Source organism: Sphingomonas sp. FW306-1B-B10E (genome assembly GCF_058782005.1).
This window is the reverse complement of the sequence record NZ_JBYSXG010000011.1, coordinates 43,392-62,581: the sequence shown is the minus strand read 5'-3', so window position 1 is coordinate 62,581 and position 19,190 is coordinate 43,392. Positions and strand designations below refer to the sequence as shown.

General features: G+C 66.9%; 16 protein-coding genes. 4 read left to right on the top strand and 12 right to left on the bottom strand.

Translation table 11 applies throughout. The features are described from left to right. Positions 1-8: 8 nt before the first annotated feature. The 6 genes from phoU to AC3WJI_RS06560 all read right to left on the bottom strand — a co-directional run bounded on the left by phoU (position 9) and on the right by AC3WJI_RS06560 (position 6,469). Positions 9-698: a phosphate signaling complex protein PhoU gene (phoU, locus tag AC3WJI_RS06585; RefSeq protein WP_492756458.1), complete on the bottom strand. Its 690-nt coding sequence runs from the start codon at positions 696-698 to the stop codon at positions 9-11. After that, complete coding sequence (gene pstB, locus AC3WJI_RS06580) at positions 698-1,444, bottom strand: phosphate ABC transporter ATP-binding protein PstB (protein ID WP_492756457.1); 747 nt, start codon at positions 1,442-1,444, stop codon at positions 698-700. Before pstB ends, phoU begins: the two co-directional genes overlap by 1 nt. Positions 1,445-1,464: 20 nt before the next feature. Further along, the gene (gene pstA / locus AC3WJI_RS06575) at positions 1,465-2,790 is read right to left on the bottom strand and encodes a phosphate ABC transporter permease PstA (protein WP_492756456.1); all 1,326 of its coding nucleotides are present in this window, start codon (positions 2,788-2,790) and stop codon (positions 1,465-1,467) included. Next, entirely contained in the window at positions 2,783-4,159 is a 1,377-nt protein-coding gene (gene pstC / locus AC3WJI_RS06570; protein WP_492756455.1) for a phosphate ABC transporter permease subunit PstC, read from the bottom strand. Before pstC ends, pstA begins: the two co-directional genes overlap by 8 nt. Further along, the gene (locus AC3WJI_RS06565) at positions 4,159-5,178 is read right to left on the bottom strand and encodes a substrate-binding domain-containing protein (RefSeq protein ID WP_492756454.1); all 1,020 of its coding nucleotides are present in this window, start codon (positions 5,176-5,178) and stop codon (positions 4,159-4,161) included. Before AC3WJI_RS06565 ends, pstC begins: the two co-directional genes overlap by 1 nt. Before the next feature lie 88 nt (positions 5,179-5,266). Continuing rightward, a complete protein-coding gene (locus AC3WJI_RS06560; RefSeq protein WP_492756453.1) occupies positions 5,267-6,469 on the bottom strand; it encodes an ATP-binding protein in 1,203 nt (400 codons plus the stop codon). A 582-nt stretch (positions 6,470-7,051) separates the two neighbouring features. On the opposite strand from AC3WJI_RS06560, the gene AC3WJI_RS06555 reads away from it, so the two are divergent. Next, a complete protein-coding gene (locus AC3WJI_RS06555; protein WP_492756452.1) occupies positions 7,052-7,381 on the top strand; it encodes a hypothetical protein in 330 nt (109 codons plus the stop codon). Here the strand turns inward: AC3WJI_RS06555 and AC3WJI_RS06550 are convergent. Next, entirely contained in the window at positions 7,344-7,757 is a 414-nt protein-coding gene (locus tag AC3WJI_RS06550; RefSeq protein WP_492756451.1) for a GAF domain-containing protein, read from the bottom strand. The genes AC3WJI_RS06555 and AC3WJI_RS06550 overlap by 38 nt on opposite strands. A 181-nt stretch (positions 7,758-7,938) precedes the next feature. Then, positions 7,939-8,613, bottom strand: coding sequence for an HAD-IA family hydrolase (locus AC3WJI_RS06545; RefSeq protein WP_492756450.1), 675 nt, complete (start codon positions 8,611-8,613; stop codon positions 7,939-7,941). Between the two features lie 73 nt (positions 8,614-8,686). On the opposite strand from AC3WJI_RS06545, the gene glmU reads away from it, so the two are divergent. The 3 genes from glmU (at position 8,687) to AC3WJI_RS06530 (ending at position 13,474) form a co-directional block, all read left to right on the top strand. Continuing rightward, on the top strand, positions 8,687-10,039 hold the full coding sequence (glmU, locus tag AC3WJI_RS06540; RefSeq protein WP_492756449.1) for a bifunctional UDP-N-acetylglucosamine diphosphorylase/glucosamine-1-phosphate N-acetyltransferase GlmU: 1,353 nt from the start codon (positions 8,687-8,689) through the stop codon (positions 10,037-10,039). A gap of 1 nt (position 10,040) precedes the next feature. Further along, positions 10,041-11,864 (top strand): glutamine--fructose-6-phosphate transaminase (isomerizing), encoded by a 1,824-nt coding sequence (gene glmS, locus AC3WJI_RS06535; protein ID WP_492756448.1) that lies wholly within the window; start codon positions 10,041-10,043, stop codon positions 11,862-11,864. A gap of 77 nt (positions 11,865-11,941) precedes the next feature. Further along, positions 11,942-13,474, top strand: coding sequence for a hypothetical protein (locus AC3WJI_RS06530; protein WP_492756447.1), 1,533 nt, complete (start codon positions 11,942-11,944; stop codon positions 13,472-13,474). Between the two features lie 35 nt (positions 13,475-13,509). Here the strand turns inward: AC3WJI_RS06530 and AC3WJI_RS06525 are convergent, their stop codons facing one another. The 4 genes from AC3WJI_RS06525 to AC3WJI_RS06510 form a co-directional block, all read right to left on the bottom strand. Beyond that, the gene (locus AC3WJI_RS06525; RefSeq protein WP_492756446.1) at positions 13,510-15,318 is read right to left on the bottom strand and encodes a DUF885 domain-containing protein; all 1,809 of its coding nucleotides are present in this window, start codon (positions 15,316-15,318) and stop codon (positions 13,510-13,512) included. Positions 15,319-15,372: 54 nt separating this feature from the next. Then, complete coding sequence (locus AC3WJI_RS06520; RefSeq protein ID WP_492756445.1) at positions 15,373-15,735, bottom strand: response regulator; 363 nt, start codon at positions 15,733-15,735, stop codon at positions 15,373-15,375. Then, positions 15,732-17,879: a PAS domain-containing sensor histidine kinase gene (locus AC3WJI_RS06515; RefSeq protein ID WP_492756444.1), complete on the bottom strand. Its 2,148-nt coding sequence runs from the start codon at positions 17,877-17,879 to the stop codon at positions 15,732-15,734. The genes AC3WJI_RS06520 and AC3WJI_RS06515 overlap by 4 nt, the downstream gene beginning before the upstream one ends. Before the next feature lie 72 nt (positions 17,880-17,951). Continuing rightward, on the bottom strand, positions 17,952-18,824 hold the full coding sequence (locus AC3WJI_RS06510) for an HpcH/HpaI aldolase/citrate lyase family protein (protein WP_492756443.1): 873 nt from the start codon (positions 18,822-18,824) through the stop codon (positions 17,952-17,954). Positions 18,825-19,190 lie beyond the last annotated feature (366 nt).

The window sequence follows — 19,190 nt, the reverse complement described above, 5'->3', positions numbered from 1 at the left end:
ACGGGTCCTCAGGCAGGTGCCGCTTCGTCGGCCAGATAGCGGCCGGTAGCGGCGAAATAGACCATTTCGGCGACGTTGGTGGCATGGTCGCCGATGCGTTCGATATTCTTGGCGACGAACAGCAGGTGCGCGACCTGGCTCACCGTGCGCGGATTCTCGACCATGAAGGTCACCAGGGTGCGGAAGATCGAATCGTAGAAATCGTCGAGCGCATTGTCGCGCTTGCACACGTCGGCGGCGGCGGCGGCGTTGCGCGAGGCGAAGGCGTCGAGAGCGTCGTGGACCATGTCGCTCGCCATCTGGGCCATCGAGGGGAGCAGCGACAGCGCCTCAATCCGGTCCTCGCCCGCGGTGTGGATCAGCGGAACGCGCTTGGCGACGTTCTTGGCATAGTCTCCGATCCGCTCGATCACCGCGGCGATCTTGAGCGCGGCGATGACTTCGCGCAGGTCGTCGGCCATTGGCGCACGCAGCGCGATCAACCGGACGACGAGCTTCTCGACCTCGGCCTCGATCGCGTCGATCGCCTTGTCCTTGCCGCGGACCTGGTCGGCGAGCGCAGTGTCGCCGCGCTGGAGCGCCTTCATCGCGTCGTGGATCGCCTGCTCTGCCAGCCCACCCATCTGGCTGATCAGCGCGCGCAGGTGCTTGATGTCCTCGTCGAACGCCTTGACGGTATGTTCCTGGCCGGTCGCCATTACCCGTACCTTCCGGTGATATAGTCCTTGGTGCGCTCTTCGCGCGGCGTCGTGAAGATCTGGTCGGTATCGCCGTACTCGACCAGCGTGCCGAGGTGGAAGAAGGCAGTGCGCTGGCTGACCCGCGCCGCCTGCTGCATGTTGTGCGTGACGATCGCGATCGCATAGCGGCCGCGCAGCTCGTGGATCAGCTCTTCGATCTTGGCGGTAGCGATCGGGTCGAGCGCCGAAGCCGGCTCGTCCATCAGGATCACTTCGGGGTCGACTGCGATCGCGCGCGCGATGCACAGCCGCTGCTGCTGACCGCCGGACAATGCGGTGCCGCTGTCGTTCAGCCGGTCCTTCACCTCTTCCCACAGCCCGGCGCGCTTCAGAGAGCGCTCGACGATAGCGTCGAGGTCGGGCTTGGAGGGGGCGAGGCCGTGGATGCGCGGGCCGTAGGCGACGTTTTCGTAGATCGACTTGGGGAAGGGGTTGGGCTTTTGGAACACCATGCCGACACGGGCGCGGAGCTGCACCACGTCCATCGCGGAGGAATAGATGTTCTCGCCGTCGAGCATGATGTCGCCGGTGACCCGTGCGGTGGCGATCGTGTCGTTCATCCGGTTGAGCGTGCGCAGGAAGGTCGATTTGCCGCAGCCCGACGGGCCGATGAACGCGGTGACCTTGTCCATGTCGATGTCGATCGAGACATCGCGCACGGCCTGCTTGTCGCCGTAGAAGACGTTGACGCCGCGGGCGGACATCTTGGGAGGTGCGTTGCTAATCACCAGCGGGTCTCGAATTTGTTGCGAAGATAGATGGCCAGCCCGTTCATGGCGAGCAGGAACACCAGCAGCACGATGATCGCGGCGCTGGTCTTCTCGACGAAGCCGCGGCTGACTTCGTCGGACCACAAAAAGATCTGTACCGGCAGCACCGTCGCGGGGTCGGTGAACCCACCGGGCGGCGTGACGATGAACGCGCGCATGCCGATCAGCAGCAGCGGCGCGGTCTCGCCGAGCGCGCGCGCCATGCCGATGATCGTGCCGGTCAGGATGCCCGGCATCGCCAGCGGCAGCACGTGGTGGAACACCACCTGGATCGGGCTCGCGCCGATGCCGAGCGCGGCGTCGCGGATCGACGGCGGCACCGCCTTGATCGCATTGCGGCTGGCGATGACGATGACGGGCATGATCATCAAGGCGAGCGTCAGCCCGCCGACCAGGGCCGCCGAGCGGGGCAGGAGGGGGCCGAACTGCGTGCCGAACAGGCTCCAGCTGCCGAGGAACACCGCGAGGCCGAGCAGGCCGAAGATGATCGAGGGGACGGCGGCGAGGTTGTTGATCGAGACCTCGATCAGGTCGGTCCAGCGGTTCCTCGGGGCATATTCCTCGAGATAGATCGCCGAGAGCACCCCGACCGGGAAGGCGATCAGGAAGGTCACCGCCATGGTCAGCAGCGAGCCCTTGAGCGCCCCCCAGATCCCCACCGCGACCGGATCGGTCGAATCCGATTGGCTCAGGAAGTCCCAGTTGAAGTGCCGCGAGACGAGCCCGGCCTGTTCGAGCCTGGCGGCGCGCGCTTTGGTCTGGGCATTGCCGTCGCCGCGCACTGCCTGGTCGATCTCGGTCGAGGCGGGTACGTTGATCACGACCTTGCGGTCGAGGATCGAGGGATCGGCCTTGATCGCGTCGCGTACGCGCAGCCAGCCATGATCGGAGATGACGTCCTCGCCGCCCGGCCCGAATGCCGTCGACGCGGCGCCCTTGACGATATTCTCGAGCCCCGCCCCGGCGAGCGCGAGGTCAGCGGCGGGGGTGCGCAGCTGGCCGCGCTCGACGACCATGCCCGAATTGGGAAAGTCGATCGCCAGCGCGACGTCGGTGCGCGTGAAGCCGCGCCAGCCATTGGCGACCATCGTGACCAGCAGGAAGGCGAGGAACGCCGCCGACAGGGTCACCGCGGCGAGCCCGAAGAAGCGGAAGCGCCGCTCGCGGGCATAGCGGCGGCGGATGCGTTTCTGCATCGACTGGGTCTTCCAGTCGGTCGGCGCGCGCTCGCTCGGCTCTTCCGGGCCGGTCGGCAGCTGGGAGACGAGCGACTTACTCATAAGCTTCGCGATACCGTTTGACGACGCGCAGCGCGACGATGTTGAGCAACAGGGTGATCACGAACAAGGTGAGCCCGAGCGCGAAGGCGGCGAGCGTCTTGGGACTGTCGAACTCGCTTTCGCCGGTGAGCAGGTCGACGATCTGCTTGGTGACCGTGGTCGCGCTCTCGAACGGGTTGAGGGTGATGTTGGCAGCGCCCGAGGCGGCCATCACCACGATCATCGTCTCGCCGATCGCGCGGCTGACGGCGAGCAGCACGCCCGCGACCACGCCGGGCAGCGCCGCGGGGATCAGCACGCGCGAGATCGTCTCGCTGGTCGTCGCGCCCATTGCCAGGCTGCCGTCGCGCATCGCGGTGGGCACCGCGGCGATCGAATCGTCGGCCATCGACGAGACGAACGGGATGATCATCACCCCCATCACCAGGCCGGCGGCGAGCGCGCTCTCGGACGAGGCGTAGGTGTAGCCGAGCGACACGGCGAGGTCGCGCACTGCCGGGGCGACGGTCAGCGCGGCGAAGTATCCGTAGACGACGGTCGGCACGCCGGCGAGCATCTCCAGCGTCGGCTTCATCCATTTACGCACCGTCGGCGTGGCATATTGGGTGAGGTAGATCGCGCTCATCAGCCCGAACGGGATCGCGACGATCATCGCGATGATCGCGCCGATGAAGAAGGTCCCCCAGAACAAGGGCACGGCGCCGAGCGACTTGCCCGGATGCGCGGCGTCGATCACCTGCGGGCTCCAATGCGTGCCGAACAGGAAATCGGCGATCGGCACCTGCTGGAAGAAGCGGAGCGATTCCCACAGCAGCGACAGGAAGATGCCGAGCGTCGTCAGGATCGCGATCAGCGAGGCGACCAGCAGCAGCACCATGACGCCGCGCTCGGCCTGGGTGCGCGCCTGGAAATTGGGGCCGACGCGGGTAAGCGCCAAGGCCGCGCCGGCAAAGGCGAGCAGGATCGCCGCGCCGGTGCCCATCCAGCCATAATAGGTCTGCGCCGCGCGGGTGGGTGCTACGAGTTGCTCGGCGACGGGGTCGAACGCCTTGGCGCCGTCCTCCTTGGCGACGCGCTTGGCCTCGGCGAGCAGGGCGTCGCGCTCGAAGGCGAAATGGGGGAGCTGCGCGGCGGCGGGGTGCGTGAGCACCGCCTGCTTGATCAGCCCGGGACTGACCGCGCTCCACACCGCGACGAATACCAGGGCCGGCAGGATCGTCCACATCGCGACGTACATGCCGTGCTGCCCGGGCAGCGAATGGAGCCGCTTGGCGCCGCCGCGGTCGAAGCGGGTGGCGCGGGCGCGGGCGGTCAGCCAGCCGATCAGGCCGAGCCCCGCGATGAGGAAGAGTAGCGCGAAGGCGTGCATCAGTGCAGACCCGCCGGATCGAGCGCGATGCGCTGCGCGACGATCTGCGCCGATTTGGCGCGCAAGGCGTCGGGCGCGGCGATCAGCCCGCGCTGGGTGAGCTTGCCCTTGGGATTCCACATCGTCGTGTAGAGCGCCAGGAAGTCGGCGAGGCCGGGCACGGCGCGGAGATGGCGTTTCTTGACGTAGAGGAACAAGGGCCGCGCGCCCGGATAGCTGCCGTCGGCGATGCTGGCATAGGTCGGGGTCACGCCCTCGATCGGCACGCCGTGGAGCCGGTCGATATTCTCCTCGAGATACGAATAGCCGAACACGCCGAGCGCGTTGGGGTTCGCCGCGAGCCCCTGGACGATCAGATTGTCGTTCTCGCCCTTGTCGATATAGGGCCCGTCGTCGCGGATGCGCTTGCAGCGGCTGTCGTAGGGCGCGGTGTCCTTGGCGGCCTTGAGCGCCTTGCTCTCGGGGTCGGCGGCGGCGCAGCCGGGCTCGAGCACCAGCTCGACCAATGCATCGCGGGTGCCGCTGGTCGCGGGCGGTCCCATCACCTGGATCGGCAATGCGGGAAGGGCGGGATTGACGTCGCGCCAGGTTCGCGCCGCATTGGGCCTGCCCTTCGGGTTGGCGGCGAGCGCGAGATAGACGTCCTTCTTGCTCAGCTGGAGCTTGGGGCCATTATTGGCCTCCGCCAGCGCCACCCCGTCGACGCCGATCTGGACCTCGAGGATCTCGCCGACACCATTGGCCTGGCACAGCGCGTATTCGGATTTCTTGATGCGCCGGCTGGCATTGGCGATGTCGGGGAATTCCCAGCCCACGCCCTCGCAGAAGCGCTTGAGCCCGGCGCCGGTGCCGATCGATTCGACCACGGGCGCCTTGCGCCCGCCGCCTTGGTTGACAAAGGCCTCGGCAACGGCGGTGGTAAAGGGATAGACGGTCGACGAGCCGACGACGCGAATCTCGCGCGCCGTGTTGCTGTCGCAGCCGGCCAGCGTTAGCGCCGCCGCTGCAATCAGGGCCAACCTGCCGAAAATGTCGCGAACTCCCGATACGCCCCGAGTCGTGCAGTGCAGCACGTCACGCTGCCTCTCTTGCAGCTCGGTTACGGCTTTATGACACTCGCCGCACCGGCAGCAGCATCGTGACGGTCGTACCCTTGCCGACGGTGCTGGCGATGTCGAGCCGGCCGCGGTGGCGCTCGACGATGTGCTTGACGATCGCGAGGCCGAGCCCAGTGCCGCCGAGCGAACGGCTGCGCCCCGAATCGACGCGGTAGAAGCGCTCGGTGAGGCGCGGCAGATGCTGGGGCGGAATGCCTTCGCCTTCGTCGGCGATGGTCAGGCGGACCATGGTCTCGCTGTCGGGCTGGAGCGTGATCGTCACCGGCGTCGCCTCGCGGCCGTATTTCATCGCGTTGCCGATGATGTTGTGGAGCAGCTGGCTGAGCTGGGTCGGGTCGCCGAGCACCGGAGGAACGTCGGCGATCTGGGTAACGAGGTCGGCGGCGCGCGGGCTGCCCGACAATTCGATCGTGACCTGCTCGATCAGGCCGGCGAGGTCGACGGCCTTGTCGGGGGCGCGATATTTCTCGGCCTCGATCCGGCTCAACGAGATCAGGTCCTCGATCAGCCGCTGCATCCGCTGCGCCTCGCCGAAGACGATCTTGAGGAAGCGCGCGCGCGTGCCGGGATCGTCGCCCGCATCCTCGCGCAGCGTCTCGACATAGCCGAGCAGCGAGGCGAGCGGGGTGCGCAGCTCGTGGCTGGCATTGGCGACGAAATCGACGCGCATCCGCTCCGCGGCATAGCTGCCAGTACGGTCGACCAGATGGACGATGCGGCGGCCGTCGCGCAGCGTGTGCACGCGCATCTCCCAGCGCTGGTCGCGCGTGCCGAGCCCGACGAGGTGGATCGGCGCCTCGGCGGCACTGTTGTCGGCGCGCATCAGCCGCTCGGCCGCGGCGGGGTGGCGGATCGCGACGCGGACGTCCTCGCCGATGACATGGTCGCCGAGCAGCTCGCACGCGCTCTTGTTGGCGGCTTCGACGCGGCTGTCGGCGATGACCAGCAGGGGCTCGGCGACCGCCTCGATCACTTCGGCAATCGCGGGTTCGCTGCGCGGCGGCGGCACGGCGCGCTCTGACGGCGGGGGGGCTTCGTCGTTGCCACTCGCGGCGATCAGCACCGCTGCCGCGGCGCAGACCAGCACCACCAGTCCCGCTTGCGGATCGCCATTGAGCAACAGGCTCGCGAGCGCGGCGACGGCCGCGACGACGAGCGCCAGCGCTGTTCGGACCCCGAGAAAGGCTTGCATATATCCCGTTCTAGGGACGGATTTGCGATTGCGAAAGCCGCGCGGCGCCGGTCGCGGCATCATAGCCCAAGAAAGCGCCGCACCCGTCGGCCGGTGATCGTCTCGATCTCCTATCCTCGGGCAGACCGTCCGTCAGCGACGCGCAAGTTTCCGGTTTCCGGTCCGGCGCGCGCGAGTAATTAATCGCTACTCGACATTTATTCAATAAATGCAGAGCGACATATTTCAATGATATTTAATTCATATAGACCGATGAAGATTACAGTAACCATTGCAAAGTTCGCCCATTATATAGGGAATCCGGCCAATCTTTCGTGACGTGTAGTTTCGAGTTGAAGGCAATGCTGCCGAGGTTTACATGTGATCCATGCCTGTGGGATTGACATCCTGCCAAGCGCGTTTGGTCCGATCATAAAAATAAACTTCGGACGAAACGACCTTCCCAGACGTGCGGGCTGGGGCGGCGGGCGTTCCGTTAGCGATTTGTTAACCCTTCCGAAGCGAAGGTTAACGCGCCACCGGGACAATCGGGGCAACGGCAAGGGGCGCAGATTAATGTAGTTCAGGGCAGTGAGGCTTCTTGTGATCGACGAACCCGCGCAGGCTTTCGAATCCGCCGACGCAAAGACGATCGTCGACGCCTTGTGGGCCAGCTGGCCGATCGTCGTGACGCTGCGCGCCGCCGATGTCGGCATGGGCAGCGCCGATCGCGTCAACGACTTCATCCGCAATTTCCAGGATCTCAGCGATGCGGGTCTGATCTCCTACGAGGCATTCACTGTCGGGACCGAGGGGCCGCAGGTAATCGACGCAGCGCTCACCGCGCGGGGCCGCGCCGTGCTGGCGCGGCGCTTCCATCCGCCGCTGGAGCCCGTCAGGTCGTCAGCTGCGGCTCGCGGACCAAGTCGGTGACGATGTCGGCGACCATGCGCAGGACCTTGAGGTCGTGGCCATCGAACGCGCGCTGACCGCGCTGTAGCGCGACGATCCGGCCGAGCGGCGCGCCATCGCTGTCGTGCAGCGGCACGCAGGCATAGGACCGGAAACCGCTTGCGCTAGCTTCGATCGGGTCGGCGAGCTGCCAGAGCAGCGCTTCCGACGTCTCGGTCTCGCCGCCGGCGAGCAGGATTCCGGCCGTGGCGAGACGCTCCCCCGCGCCCAGCGCGCGCTGGCGCTCGGCGTAATGACGAAGATCGATGATCGCGCCATCGGCGACCAGAGTAAGCTGGACGAGCTCCGCCAATTTGGCACAGGCGATTTGCCCACCAGGATTCAGGCTGACGGTCACCTCGCGCGAGGTTTGTCCCGATCCCTTCAACAACAATCCCCCGAAGCGACCCACTATATTTTCCTCGCCGTACATGCTCGGTCGGTTGTACGGGAAAAGCAAGAGCCCAGCGTAGTACGGAGAATCACGTGCGAGGGTGATTTCCTGCTATTAGGGTAAGCGCAGGCGTTCTGCCGCGCTTTTACTCGCCAAGTACTTCAAGAGCAGGAACCAGGTCGTCGAAATGATCGATCACCGCATCCGCACCTAGTTCTTCGACCGGCTGCATCAAGAAGCCGAAGCGCACTGCGATCGACGGGACGCCGGCGGCGCGCGCGGCTTCGATGTCGAAGATCGAGTCGCCGACGAACGCCGCGCGCCCGCCGCCGCAGCGCCGGATCATCTCGCGGATGCCGGCGGGGGAGGGCTTGCGCCCGTCGGGCCCCATCGTGTCGCCGCCGATCACGCAGACAAAGCGGTGGTCGAGGCCGAGTTCGGCCACGAGCTTCACGGCGAGGCCTTCCGACTTGTTGGTAACGATGGCGAGCTCGGTGCCGCGTGCTTCGAGCGTGTCCATCGCCCTGATCAGCCCCGGAAAGGCATATGTGCCGCGGGTGAGGTTGTCGCCGTAGAATGCCAGCAGCTCGGGATAGGCGCTTTCCAGAGTCTCGGGATCGCAGCCGCCCGAGGCTTCGAGCCCTTGCTGTAGCATGTACTTCGCGCCGCGGCCGATCATCGGCTTGACCGCTTCCACCGCGAGCGGCGGGCGGCCGAGTACGACCAGCGCGTGGTTGAGCGCACGCGTCAGGTCCGCGCTGGTATCGAACAAGGTGCCGTCGAGATCGAATCCGACGATATCGAAGGGGAAGCCGGTCATCCTGGCGGCGCCTGCCAGCAAGACTATAGAATTGGCAAGCGGGTCATGGCAGGGGGGCGACCGGAGGGACTACATGACAGCGCCGATTGCCGCGATCATCCTTGCTGCGGGCAAGGGCACGCGGATGAAATCCGATACGCACAAAGTGCTTCACCCGCTCGCGGGGCGCCCGATGCTATTGCACCTGATCGACAGCGTCGCCGCGCTCGATCCGGCGCGGACGGTGGTCGTCGTCGGCGCGGGCCGGGATCAGGTCGAGGCGGTCGTCCATCCGCTCGGCGTCGCGACGGTCGAGCAGGTCGAGCAGCTCGGCACCGGCCATGCCGCGCTCCAGGCGCAGCCGGCGCTCGCCGGGTTCGACGGCGACGTGCTCGTATTGTTCGGCGACGTGCCTCTGGTCACCACCGATACGCTGCGCCGGATGCTCGAGCGCCTGCATGCGGCGGACGCGCCGGCCAGCGTTGCGCTCGGCTTCCGCCCTGCCGATCCCGCCGCTTATGGCCGAGTGATCGCCGACGCCGACGGGTGCATCGACCGTATCGTCGAATATAAGGACGCCTCGCCCGACGAGCGTGCGATCACTCTATGCAATTCGGGGCTGTTCGCGGCGCGCGCGGCGGACCTGTTCGATTTGCTGGCGAAGGTCGGCAACGATAATGCGGCCGGCGAATATTACCTCCCCGACATCGTCACCGTGGCGGCCGCCGCGGGGCGCCACTCGGCGGTGATCGAGGTGTCGGCCGCCGAAGTCGCCGGGATCAACAGCCGCGGCGAGCTCGCAGCGGTGGAGGCGGAGTGGCAGCACGCGCGCCGTGCCCGCGCGATGGCCGAAGGCGCGACGCTGATCGCCCCCGAGACGGTGTGGTTCGCGCATGACACCCGGCTCGGTCGCGACGTCCTGATCGAGCCCAACGTGTTCTTCGGTCCCGGTGTGAAAGTGGCCGACCGCGTCACCATCCACGCGTTCAGCCATATCGAGGGCGCCCAGGTAGCCAGCGGCGCAGTGGTCGGCCCCTATGCGCGGCTGCGGCCGGGGACGGTGCTCGGCGAAGACGTCAAGGTCGGCAATTTCGTCGAGATCAAGAAGGCGGTGCTCGGCAAGGGGGCCAAGGCCAATCACCTCACCTATCTCGGCGACGCCGAAGTGGGTGCCGACGCCAACATCGGCGCGGGCACGATCACCTGCAATTATGACGGCTTCTTCAAATATCGTACGAGCATTGGCGAAGGCGCGTTCATCGGCTCGAACAGCGCGTTGGTCGCGCCGGTGGCGATCGGGGCGGGCGCGACGGTCGGTGCCGGATCGGTGATCACCCAGGATGTCGAGGCCGGCGCGCTGGGGTTGGCCCGCGCGCGGCAGGAGGCGCGGCCCGGCTGGGGCACGCGCTTCCGCGAAATGATGAAGGCAAGAAAGGCCGCGAAATAAGATGTGCGGAATCGTTGGAATCGTCGGGACCGAAAGCGTCGCGGATCGCCTGTTCGAAGGGCTCAAGCGGCTGGAATATCGCGGCTATGACTCGGCCGGCATCGCCACCTTGCACGATGGCGAGATCGATCGCCGCCGCGCCGAGGGCAAGCTGGTCAATCTCGGCAAGCGCCTCGCCGAGAGCCCGCTCCCCGGCACGATCGGCATCGCGCACACGCGCTGGGCGACTCACGGTGCGCCGACCGAGGACAATGCCCATCCGCACATCGTCGGCGACGTCTCGATCGTCCACAACGGCATCATCGAGAATTTCAAGCCGCTGCGCGATGCGCTGATCGCCGAGGGCCGCGAGTTCAAGAGTCAGACTGACACCGAAGTCGTCGCGCACCTCGTCAGCCGCGAACTGGAAGGCGGAAAGAGCCCACGCGACGCGGTCGCCGCGGTGCTGCCCCAGCTCCACGGCGCGTTCGCGGTCGCCTTCCTGTTCCGCAACGAGCCCGATCTGCTGATCTGCGGCCGGCTCGGTGCGCCGCTGACCGTCGGCTATGGCGAAGGCGAGAATTATCTCGGCTCGGACGCGCATGCGCTTGCCGGGCTCACCCAGCGCATCGCCTATCTCGAGGAAGGCGACTGGGCCGTCGTCACCCGCGAGAAGATCGAGATCTTCGACCGCGACAACAATCCCGTCACGCGTCCGATCGTCGCCTCGGGCGTCTCGCCCGCGCTGATCGACAAGGGCAACCACCGCCACTTCATGCTCAAGGAGATTTACGAGCAACCGGTCGTCGTCGCGCAGACGCTGGCTTCGTACATCCGCCCGGTCGAGCAAAAGGTCGCGCTGCCCGACATGAGCTTCGACCTCAGCAAGATCGAGCGCGTCGCGATCGTCGCCTGCGGCACCGCGTCGTACGTGGGCATGATCGGCAAATACTGGATCGAGCGCTTCGCGCGCCTGCCGGTCGAAGTCGATGTCGCCTCGGAGTTTCGCTACCGCGATCCGGTCCTGCTGCCCAACACGCTCGGCGTCGTGGTCAGCCAGTCGGGCGAGACCGCCGACACGCTCGCGGCGCTCCGTCATATGAAGGCCGAGGGCGTCACTACCGCGGGCATCATCAACGTGCCGACCAGCTCAATGGCGCGTGAAGTCGACCTTTTGCTCTCGACGCATGCCGGCCCCGAGATCGGCGTCGCCTCGACCAAGGCATTCACCTGCCAGCTGTCGGTGATGGCCGCGCTCGCGGTCAATCTCGCGCGCGCCAAGGGCAAGCTGGCCGAGAACGAGGAACGCGAGATCGTCCGTCACCTGATCGAGGCGCCCGCCGCGATCAACGCCGCGCTGGCGCACGATGCCGAGATCGAGGGGATGGCCGGCACGATCGCCGCGGCGCGCGACGTGCTCTATCTCGGCCGCGGCCCCGATTATCCGCTCGCGCTCGAAGGCGCGCTCAAGCTCAAGGAAATCAGCTACATCCACGCCGAGGGCTATGCTTCGGGCGAGATGAAGCACGGCCCGATCGCGCTGATCGACGATAGCGTGCCGCTGATCGTGCTCGCGCCATCGGGACCGCTGTTCGACAAGACCGTGTCGAACATGCAGGAAGCCAAGGCACGCGGCGCGCGGGTGGTGCTGATCTCCGACGCCGAAGGACTGGCGCAGGCCGGTGACGATGCCGTCGCGACGATCGAGATGCCCAGCGTCCATCCGCTGATCGCACCGCTCGTCTATGCGGTGCCGGTGCAGTTGCTGGCCTATCACGTCGCGGTCGCCAAGGGCACCGACGTCGATCAGCCGCGCAACCTCGCCAAGTCGGTGACGGTCGAATAGGCCAACCTAGTCGCTTCGAGTATGGTGCCGCGCCACCATCGGCCTAGATTCCCCTCTCCTGAGAGGGAGTGTTACCGATGTTGGCAATTGATGGCGGCGGCGGTTCGATCACCAATACGGCACCGCCCGCGTGCATAGTCTCCGACCCGAAGGTCGAGCAGGCAGCCAAGCAGACGATCGCCTCGACCGAGTTCGGCCAGCCGACCGACGGTGGGCAGGCGGCGTACCAGATCCAGCAGACTCTGGCGCGCACTGACCTCAGCCAGGACCAGAAGGACGAATATCTCGCCGCGATGGTCCAAATGGCCGGTGGCCAGTCGACCTTCTGCGGGGGGCCGATCGACGAGCGCACTGCCGAGAAGATCCAGCACGGCCTCAACGATATCGGCTCGGCCTGGACCGACCCGGCGACGCCCGAACTCCGCGACCAGGTCAAGGCCGGGATCGCGCGCGGGGTCGCCGATGGCAGACTCGATGCCGACGATCTCTACGGCCTGGTATCTGCCCCCGGCAGTCACGGCGCGCGCGAGCTGCTGAGCGAAGTGCGCGACGGGACCGCGCTCGCCTCGGTCAGCCACCGCCTTATTTCCGACGCGCAGAGGCAGGGCTATGACATCAACGATTCCCAGACCGGTCCGCAGACGCTGACCGCGGCGGCGGACATTGCCAACATGGCGGCGGCGGGCGGCAATCGCTCGGCGGCGAACGAAGTGCTGGCCGAGATCACCAGGGTCGAGGCCAAGGGCGCGGTGGCGGGCGACGACATGACCCTCACCCAGGCGATGATGGCGACCACGGTCGGCGGCGGCCAGTGGAGCAACCTCTATCAGCGCGATGGCTTCCACGCGCTGTCCGGGCTGCTCAACTCGGTAACGCAGAATCAAGCCAATCAGCCGGCGCAGGACAAGTTGTTCGCCGGCCTCGTGCGCTCGGGCGGCGAAGGCTATGTCGGCGGTATCGAGGAAGGCGGCGACCGCGGCCCGGCGCTCGACCAGCTCGGCAGCTATTTCGACCGCAACGTCTCGCGCCTGACCGAGACCGACTGGCGCATGACCAATACCGGCGACTTCCATCACGATCTCGTTCAGGATTTCGCCCGCGACGTGATGCTCGATAAGGATTACGGGCGCCTCGATCAGTCGCAGAACGCGCTGACCGACGAGATGACGCGCCTCGCGGTCATCGTCGGCGACACCAAGGCACCGCGCGATGCGCGCGAGACCGCCGCGAGCACGCTCGGCACGGTGATGGGCTCGCTCGAGAAAGCCGGCACCGATTACATCGCCCATGCCGAAGGCGATGCCGAAGCCAAGGTCGCCTTGGTGCGCCAGTTCACCGACGTCGTGACCGACAAGCTCATCGGCAAGCTCGGCGCGAAACTGCCTGACGGCCCGATCAAGGACGGCGCTACCCAGGCCGGCGGCAACTTCGTCGACCAGCTATGGCAGAAGCTCGTCGATCATGAGAAGCAGGCCGCCGTGGGCGAGGTCAACAAGGCGACGGGCGGCGTGGTCGAGCTCGCGCAGACGATCCGTGCGACGATGGCGAACGGCGAGACCAACCTGCTCACCGCCTTCGACGCCCGGCATCACTTCTACTACGGCGAGTGATTGCGGGCGGGGGGGGGGCCCCCCCGCGCCGGGTCTCAGCCCTGCCGTGCCTTGATGTAGTGCTCGACCTGCTCGTCGAGCACATCGAGCGGCAGCGCGCCCTGGCTCAGCACCGCCTCGTGGAATTCGCGAATGTCGAAGCGGGCGCCCAGCGCCTTTTGCGCACGCGCGCGCAATTCGGCGATCTTGAGCTGGCCGACAATGTAGCTCGTCGCCTGGCCGGGCCAGTTGAAATAGCGGTCGACCTCGCGCGCGATATCGGTGTCGGAGACCGAGCTGTTCGAACGGAAATAGGCGATCGCCTGCTCGCGCGTCCAGCGCTTCGAATGGATGCCGGTGTCGAGTACCAGCCGGATCGCCCGCCATACCTGCAGCGAGAGCATGCCGAAGCGGGCATAGGGATCCTTGTACACCCCCATCTCGTCGGCGAGCCGCTCGGAATAGAGTCCCCAACCTTCGACATAGGCGCCGTAGCCGCCGAACTTGCGGAACCTGGGGATGCCGGTGAGCTCCTGCTGCCGGGCGATCTGGAAATGGTGTCCCGGCGCGCCTTCGTGCGCGGCGATGCCGGCGACCTGGACCTTCTGCGTCTGGTTCATGTCGACCAGATTGACGTAATAGATGCCCGGCCGTGCGCCGTCGGCTGAGGGGCGATTGTAGAAGGCGGTCGAGGCGGTGCCCTCGCGCCACTTCTCGACCGCGCGAACTTCGAGCGGCGCCTTGGGCAGCACGCTGAAATAGCGCGGCGCCGCCGCCATCACCGACGCGATCACCGCGCGCGCGTCGCGCAGATATTCCTCGCGCCCCGCCTCGGTGTTGGGATATTTGAACGCGGGGTCGGTGCGGACCTTCTCGAAGAACTGCTCGAGCGTGCCGGTGAAGCCGACCTCGCGCTTGATCGCCTCCATTTCCTGACGGATCGCGGCGACCTGCTTGAGGCCGAGTGCGTGGATCTGGTCGGCGGTCAAATTGGTGGTGGTCGAGCTCTTCAGCCGGTCGGCGTAATAAGCCGCGCCGTCGGGCAGGCTCCACGCGCCGAAATTGCCCTTGGACTTGGGCTCGATTGCGTCGAGCGCCACGAACAGCGTGTCGAAGCCGCGCTTGAACGGGCCGGTGAGCGCCGCCTGCGCATCGCCGAGCAGCTTGGCGTTGTCCGCCGCAGGCAGGTTGAGCGCGGTCACCTTCTTGCGGAAGTCGGCCATCAGCGTCGAATCCGGGCCGTCATCGAACGGGGCTCCGGTGATGACCTTGCGCGCATCGGCGCGGGCCGGCGCGAAATTGACCTTGTTGGGGATGATACCCCCCGCCGCCTGCATGCGCATCTGCGCGGCGACTTCGCGCATCACCCGCTCGGTATCGCGCAGCCGGGCGATATAGGCCTGGGCGTCGGCGACATTGTCGATCTTGTGGTTGTTGATCAGCAGCACCGGGATCGCGCCGGCGGGGCTGCCATTGGTCGAGACCGGGAAGCGCAGCTTGCGGAAACGGAAGGACTCGCGCGCGCGCTCGACTTCATATTCAAACAACCGATAGCTGACCCGGGCGCTCTCGCCCAACTGCTCGGGTTTGAAGCGCGCCCGCATCTCCTTGAGCTGGCGTTCGGCCAGGTCGCGGCGGCGGATCGCGGCGGCGTCGGTATAATCGTCGAGACGGTCGTAGTTGGTCTTGAAGCCGAGCTGGGTCTGCGTCTCGGGGCTCAGGCGTAGTTGCTCGTCATAAGCGCGATCGAGGAAATCGAGCAGCGCGGCATCCTGTTGCTCGGCCTGCACCGCCACCGGCGCCGGAGCGCTGGCCGCGTTCACCGGCACGAGGGGCAGGAACAGCAAGGCGAGGGACCGGTGCATCTGAAATCTCCTGGTGAATGCGTGCCTTGTCGCGCGTCGCGCAGGGCGACGCAATTATCTCGCGCGCTTGAGCAGGCCCCGCAACGCGGCGTCGATATCGGCCTCGCGATAGGGCTTCTCGATCAGAGGCAGCGTCTCGAAGCCTTCGGGCGCGGCGCCGTAACCGCTGGCAAAGGCGACCGGCACGCCGCGTTCACACAGCAACGCGGCAATCGGAGTGCTGCGCTCGCCCGCGAGATTGATGTCGAGGATCGCCGCGCCAAGCTCTTCTTGCTCGGCCAGCGCCAGTCCGTCGGAAAGCCCGCCTGCTGGGCCGATGGTCTGGCATCCCAGGCTCTCCAATATGTCTTCGAGGCACATCGCCACCACCGGCTCGTCTTCGACCACGAGCACCCGAAGTCCCTGAAAGTCGCTCATTCGGCCCCCTCCGGCAGCGGCGCGTCGACGGTGCAGACCAGCCCCTCGCGGCGAAAGTCGATCCGGACCGTGCCGTTCAGCTCGGCGGCGAGCCCGCGCTCGATCATCCGCGTTCCGAATCCGCGCCGCGTCGGGGTCGCCACTTCGGGGCCGCCGCTCTCTTTCCAGACCAATGACAGCCGCGCGCGGCCATTCTCCCGGACCCGCGCCCAGCGGATCGCGACGCGCCCTTCGGGCTGCGAAAGCGCGCCGTGCTTGACCGCATTGGTGGCGAGTTCGTGGATCGCCAGCGCCAGGCTGATCGCGGTCTTGGGCAGGATCGGCAGATCGGGGCCGTCTAGTTCGAACCGTCCGGCATCGCCGCCATGCGGGGCGACCGCGTCACCGATGATCTGCGCCATCGACACTGCGCCCCAATGCTCGCGGGTGAGGAGATTATGTGCTTCGGACAGCGCGGCGAGGCGCCCTTCGAACGCCGCGCGCGCGACGGTCGGGTCGGTCGCGCCCTTGAAGCTCTGCTGAGCGATGCCCTGGACGATCGCGAGCGTGTTTTTCACGCGGTGATTGAGCTCGTCGACGAGCAGCCGGAGATGCGCCTCGGCGCGCTTGGCTTCGGTGACGTCGCGGCCGATGGCGTGGAGCCCGGTGGGATTGCCCTCCTCGTCGGTGGTGAGCTGCGAATTGCTTTCCCAGATCAGCGGGCGGCCGTCGCGCGCGCGGACGGTGACGGTCAGCCGGGTGCTGCCGCCCTCCCGCATCTTCTGGTTGAAAGCGGCTAGGGCGAGGGCGAGCTGATCGGCATCCATGAAGTCGCCGATCGACTTGCCGATCATCTCCTCCTCGGAATAACCGAGCGCGGCGAGAACGGCGGGATTCACCGAGGTCAGTTTCTGGTCGAGCGTCGTGGTGATCAGGAAGTCGTTGGCCTGCTCGAAGATCGTGCGGAAGCGCGCCTCGCTCGCCCGGAGCTCGTCCTCCGCGCGCTTGCGGTCGGTGATGTCGAAAGAAACGCCGACGAAGCGGCTGGGGCGGTTGTCGGCATAGTCGATCCGGCTGCCATGGCTCTGCAGCCAGCGTTCCTCGCCCGTATCGGCGCGGCATATGCGATATTCCATCGTATAGGGTTCGCCGGTATCGAAGCAGCGCTGCGCCATCGCCCGTACCCAGTCGCGGTCGTCGGGATGGATGCGCTCGATCCATTCGCCGATCGTTCCGCGGCCGTCGGGTCGCCGCGGCATGCCGAGCAGGTCGAAGCGGTTGGCCGACCATTGACCCTCCATCGTGGCGAGATCGAGCTCCCAGCTCGCCATGCCTGCGCTCTCGGTGGCGAGGCGTAAGCTTTCCTCGCTCTTGTGGAGCCGCCCCTCGGCCTCGCGGCGCTCGGTGACGTCGAGCGTCACCGCGAGCACGCCGAACGGCTCGCCGTCGGGGCGGCGGATCACCGATACCGAATTGTTGACCCACACCACGCCGCCGTCCTTGCGGATATAGCGCTTCTCGTGCGTGTACGGCGTGCCGACCGCCACCGCGCGATCGAACAGGGGCTGGTTGCGGTCGCGATCGTCGGGATGGGTGATGTCGAGCATCCGCATTCCCATCAGCTCGTCCTTGCTCCACCCGGCGATCTCGCAGAAGCGCTCGTTGACCAGGGTGAAGCGCCCTTCGAGGTCGACCTGGGCGAAGCCCGCGGTCGATTGCGCGATGAAGGCGGAGAGCTGCGCCTCGCTGTCGCGCAGCGAAAGCTCGGCCTCCTTGGCCTCGGTCACGTCGTGGGCGACGCCGATGAAGCCGATGTGCCGGCCCTGTGCATCGCGGCGCGGCGATGAGGTCGAATGCAGCCAGCGCCAGCGGCCCCGCGCGTCGCGATAGCGCCCCTCGAGATCGAAGGTCTCCATGCTCGCCTCACCTGCTACCGATTGGGCGAGCAGGCGCGGGGCATCGTCCGGGTGGATGATGCCTCGCCAGTCGAAGGTTAGTGCTTCGTGATAGGGGACGCCGAGAAATTCGACGTACGCGCGATTGACGAAGCTGCGCGTGCGATCGAGCCGGGTGACCCACACGGCGACCGGCGCGCTGTCGGCGATCATGCGGAACTCGTCCTCGCCCACCGGCAAGGGTTCGTGCCCAGGATCGGCTTGGGTCATGCTCTGGTACGCGCCCCCGACTGCAACTGATGCATTCGTACCTGTAACGATCAGAGAATCAAATGAAACAGGTCAATTCCGCGGCAAAGCGAGCACCGTCTGGGCGCGCTTCAGATGTGGCATGTCGAGCATCGCGCCGTCGAGCCCGATCGTGCCGACCCCGGGATTGGCCGCGAACGCCGCGACGATCGCCTCGGCACGCGCGATCTCGGCTTCGGACGGCGAGAAGGCGGCGTTGATCACCGGCACCTGATCGGGGTGGATCGCCATCATGCCCCGGAAGCCGGCACGCCGGGCCTTGGCGGCGACCTTGGCCAGACCGTCTAGGTCGCGAAAGTCACCGTGAATCGTCTCGATCGGCGTCACGCCTGCCGCCGCCGCGCCGGCGAGCGCGAGCGCGCGGAACAGTTGATAGGGGAAGTCGTATTCACCGGCCTCGTCGCGATTGTCGGTCGCGCCGAGCGCGGTCGCGCTGTCCTCCGCGCCCCAGGTGAGCGCGGCGAGGCGGGGGCAGCCGGCATAGTCGCCGAGCCCGAACAAGGCGGGCGCGGTCTCGGTCGCGACGACGATCGTGCGGATGTCGCCGATCGCCAGCCCGGCAGCGGCTTCGAGCGCAGTCAGGTAATGGTGAAGCCGCTCGGCCTCGGCGCGGGTCGCCTTGGGCAGCATGATCCCGTCGGGCCGTCCGGGCACGATCGCGGCGAGATCGGCGAGGGCGTGTTCGCTGTCGAGCGGATTGATCCGTACCCAGTGCGGCTGCGCCCGCTCGGCGCTGCGCAGATGCCCGGCGACGAGGGCGCGCGCCATCGCCTTGTTGGTGGGCGCCACGGCGTCCTCGAGATCGAGCAGTACGAGATCGGCGCCGCTCGCGCCGGCCTTGGCCAGCTTGCGCTCCGAATCCCCCGGCGCGAACAGCAGGGAGCGTGCAATCAGGGGGTCGGCCATGGTTCCTCCGCTTGGCGTCGCAAGACCTAGGGTCTGAACGCAATACCGGCAATGGCCGGGACGGAGCCGGTTTTGGCGCACAGGGAGGAACGAGGAGGGAGCGATGCGGTGTCATCGTGACCGACAAGTGACGTAGCTGTGCGCCAAAACCGGCCCGCCGCTTCGCGGTCGTCCTTGGAAGCCTCCTGGACTGCGTTGGACCGCTTGCGCGTAGCGCCGCTACGCGTCTGCGCGATCCGCCTTGCCAGCAGACTTCCAAGGACGATCACGGCCGTTGCCGGTACTGCGTTCAGACCCTGGAGCGGGGAAGGGCGCGGGTAAACCGGGGGGCTCAAGCCGAAGCCGCGGAGGGATCCGGCGGCCTCG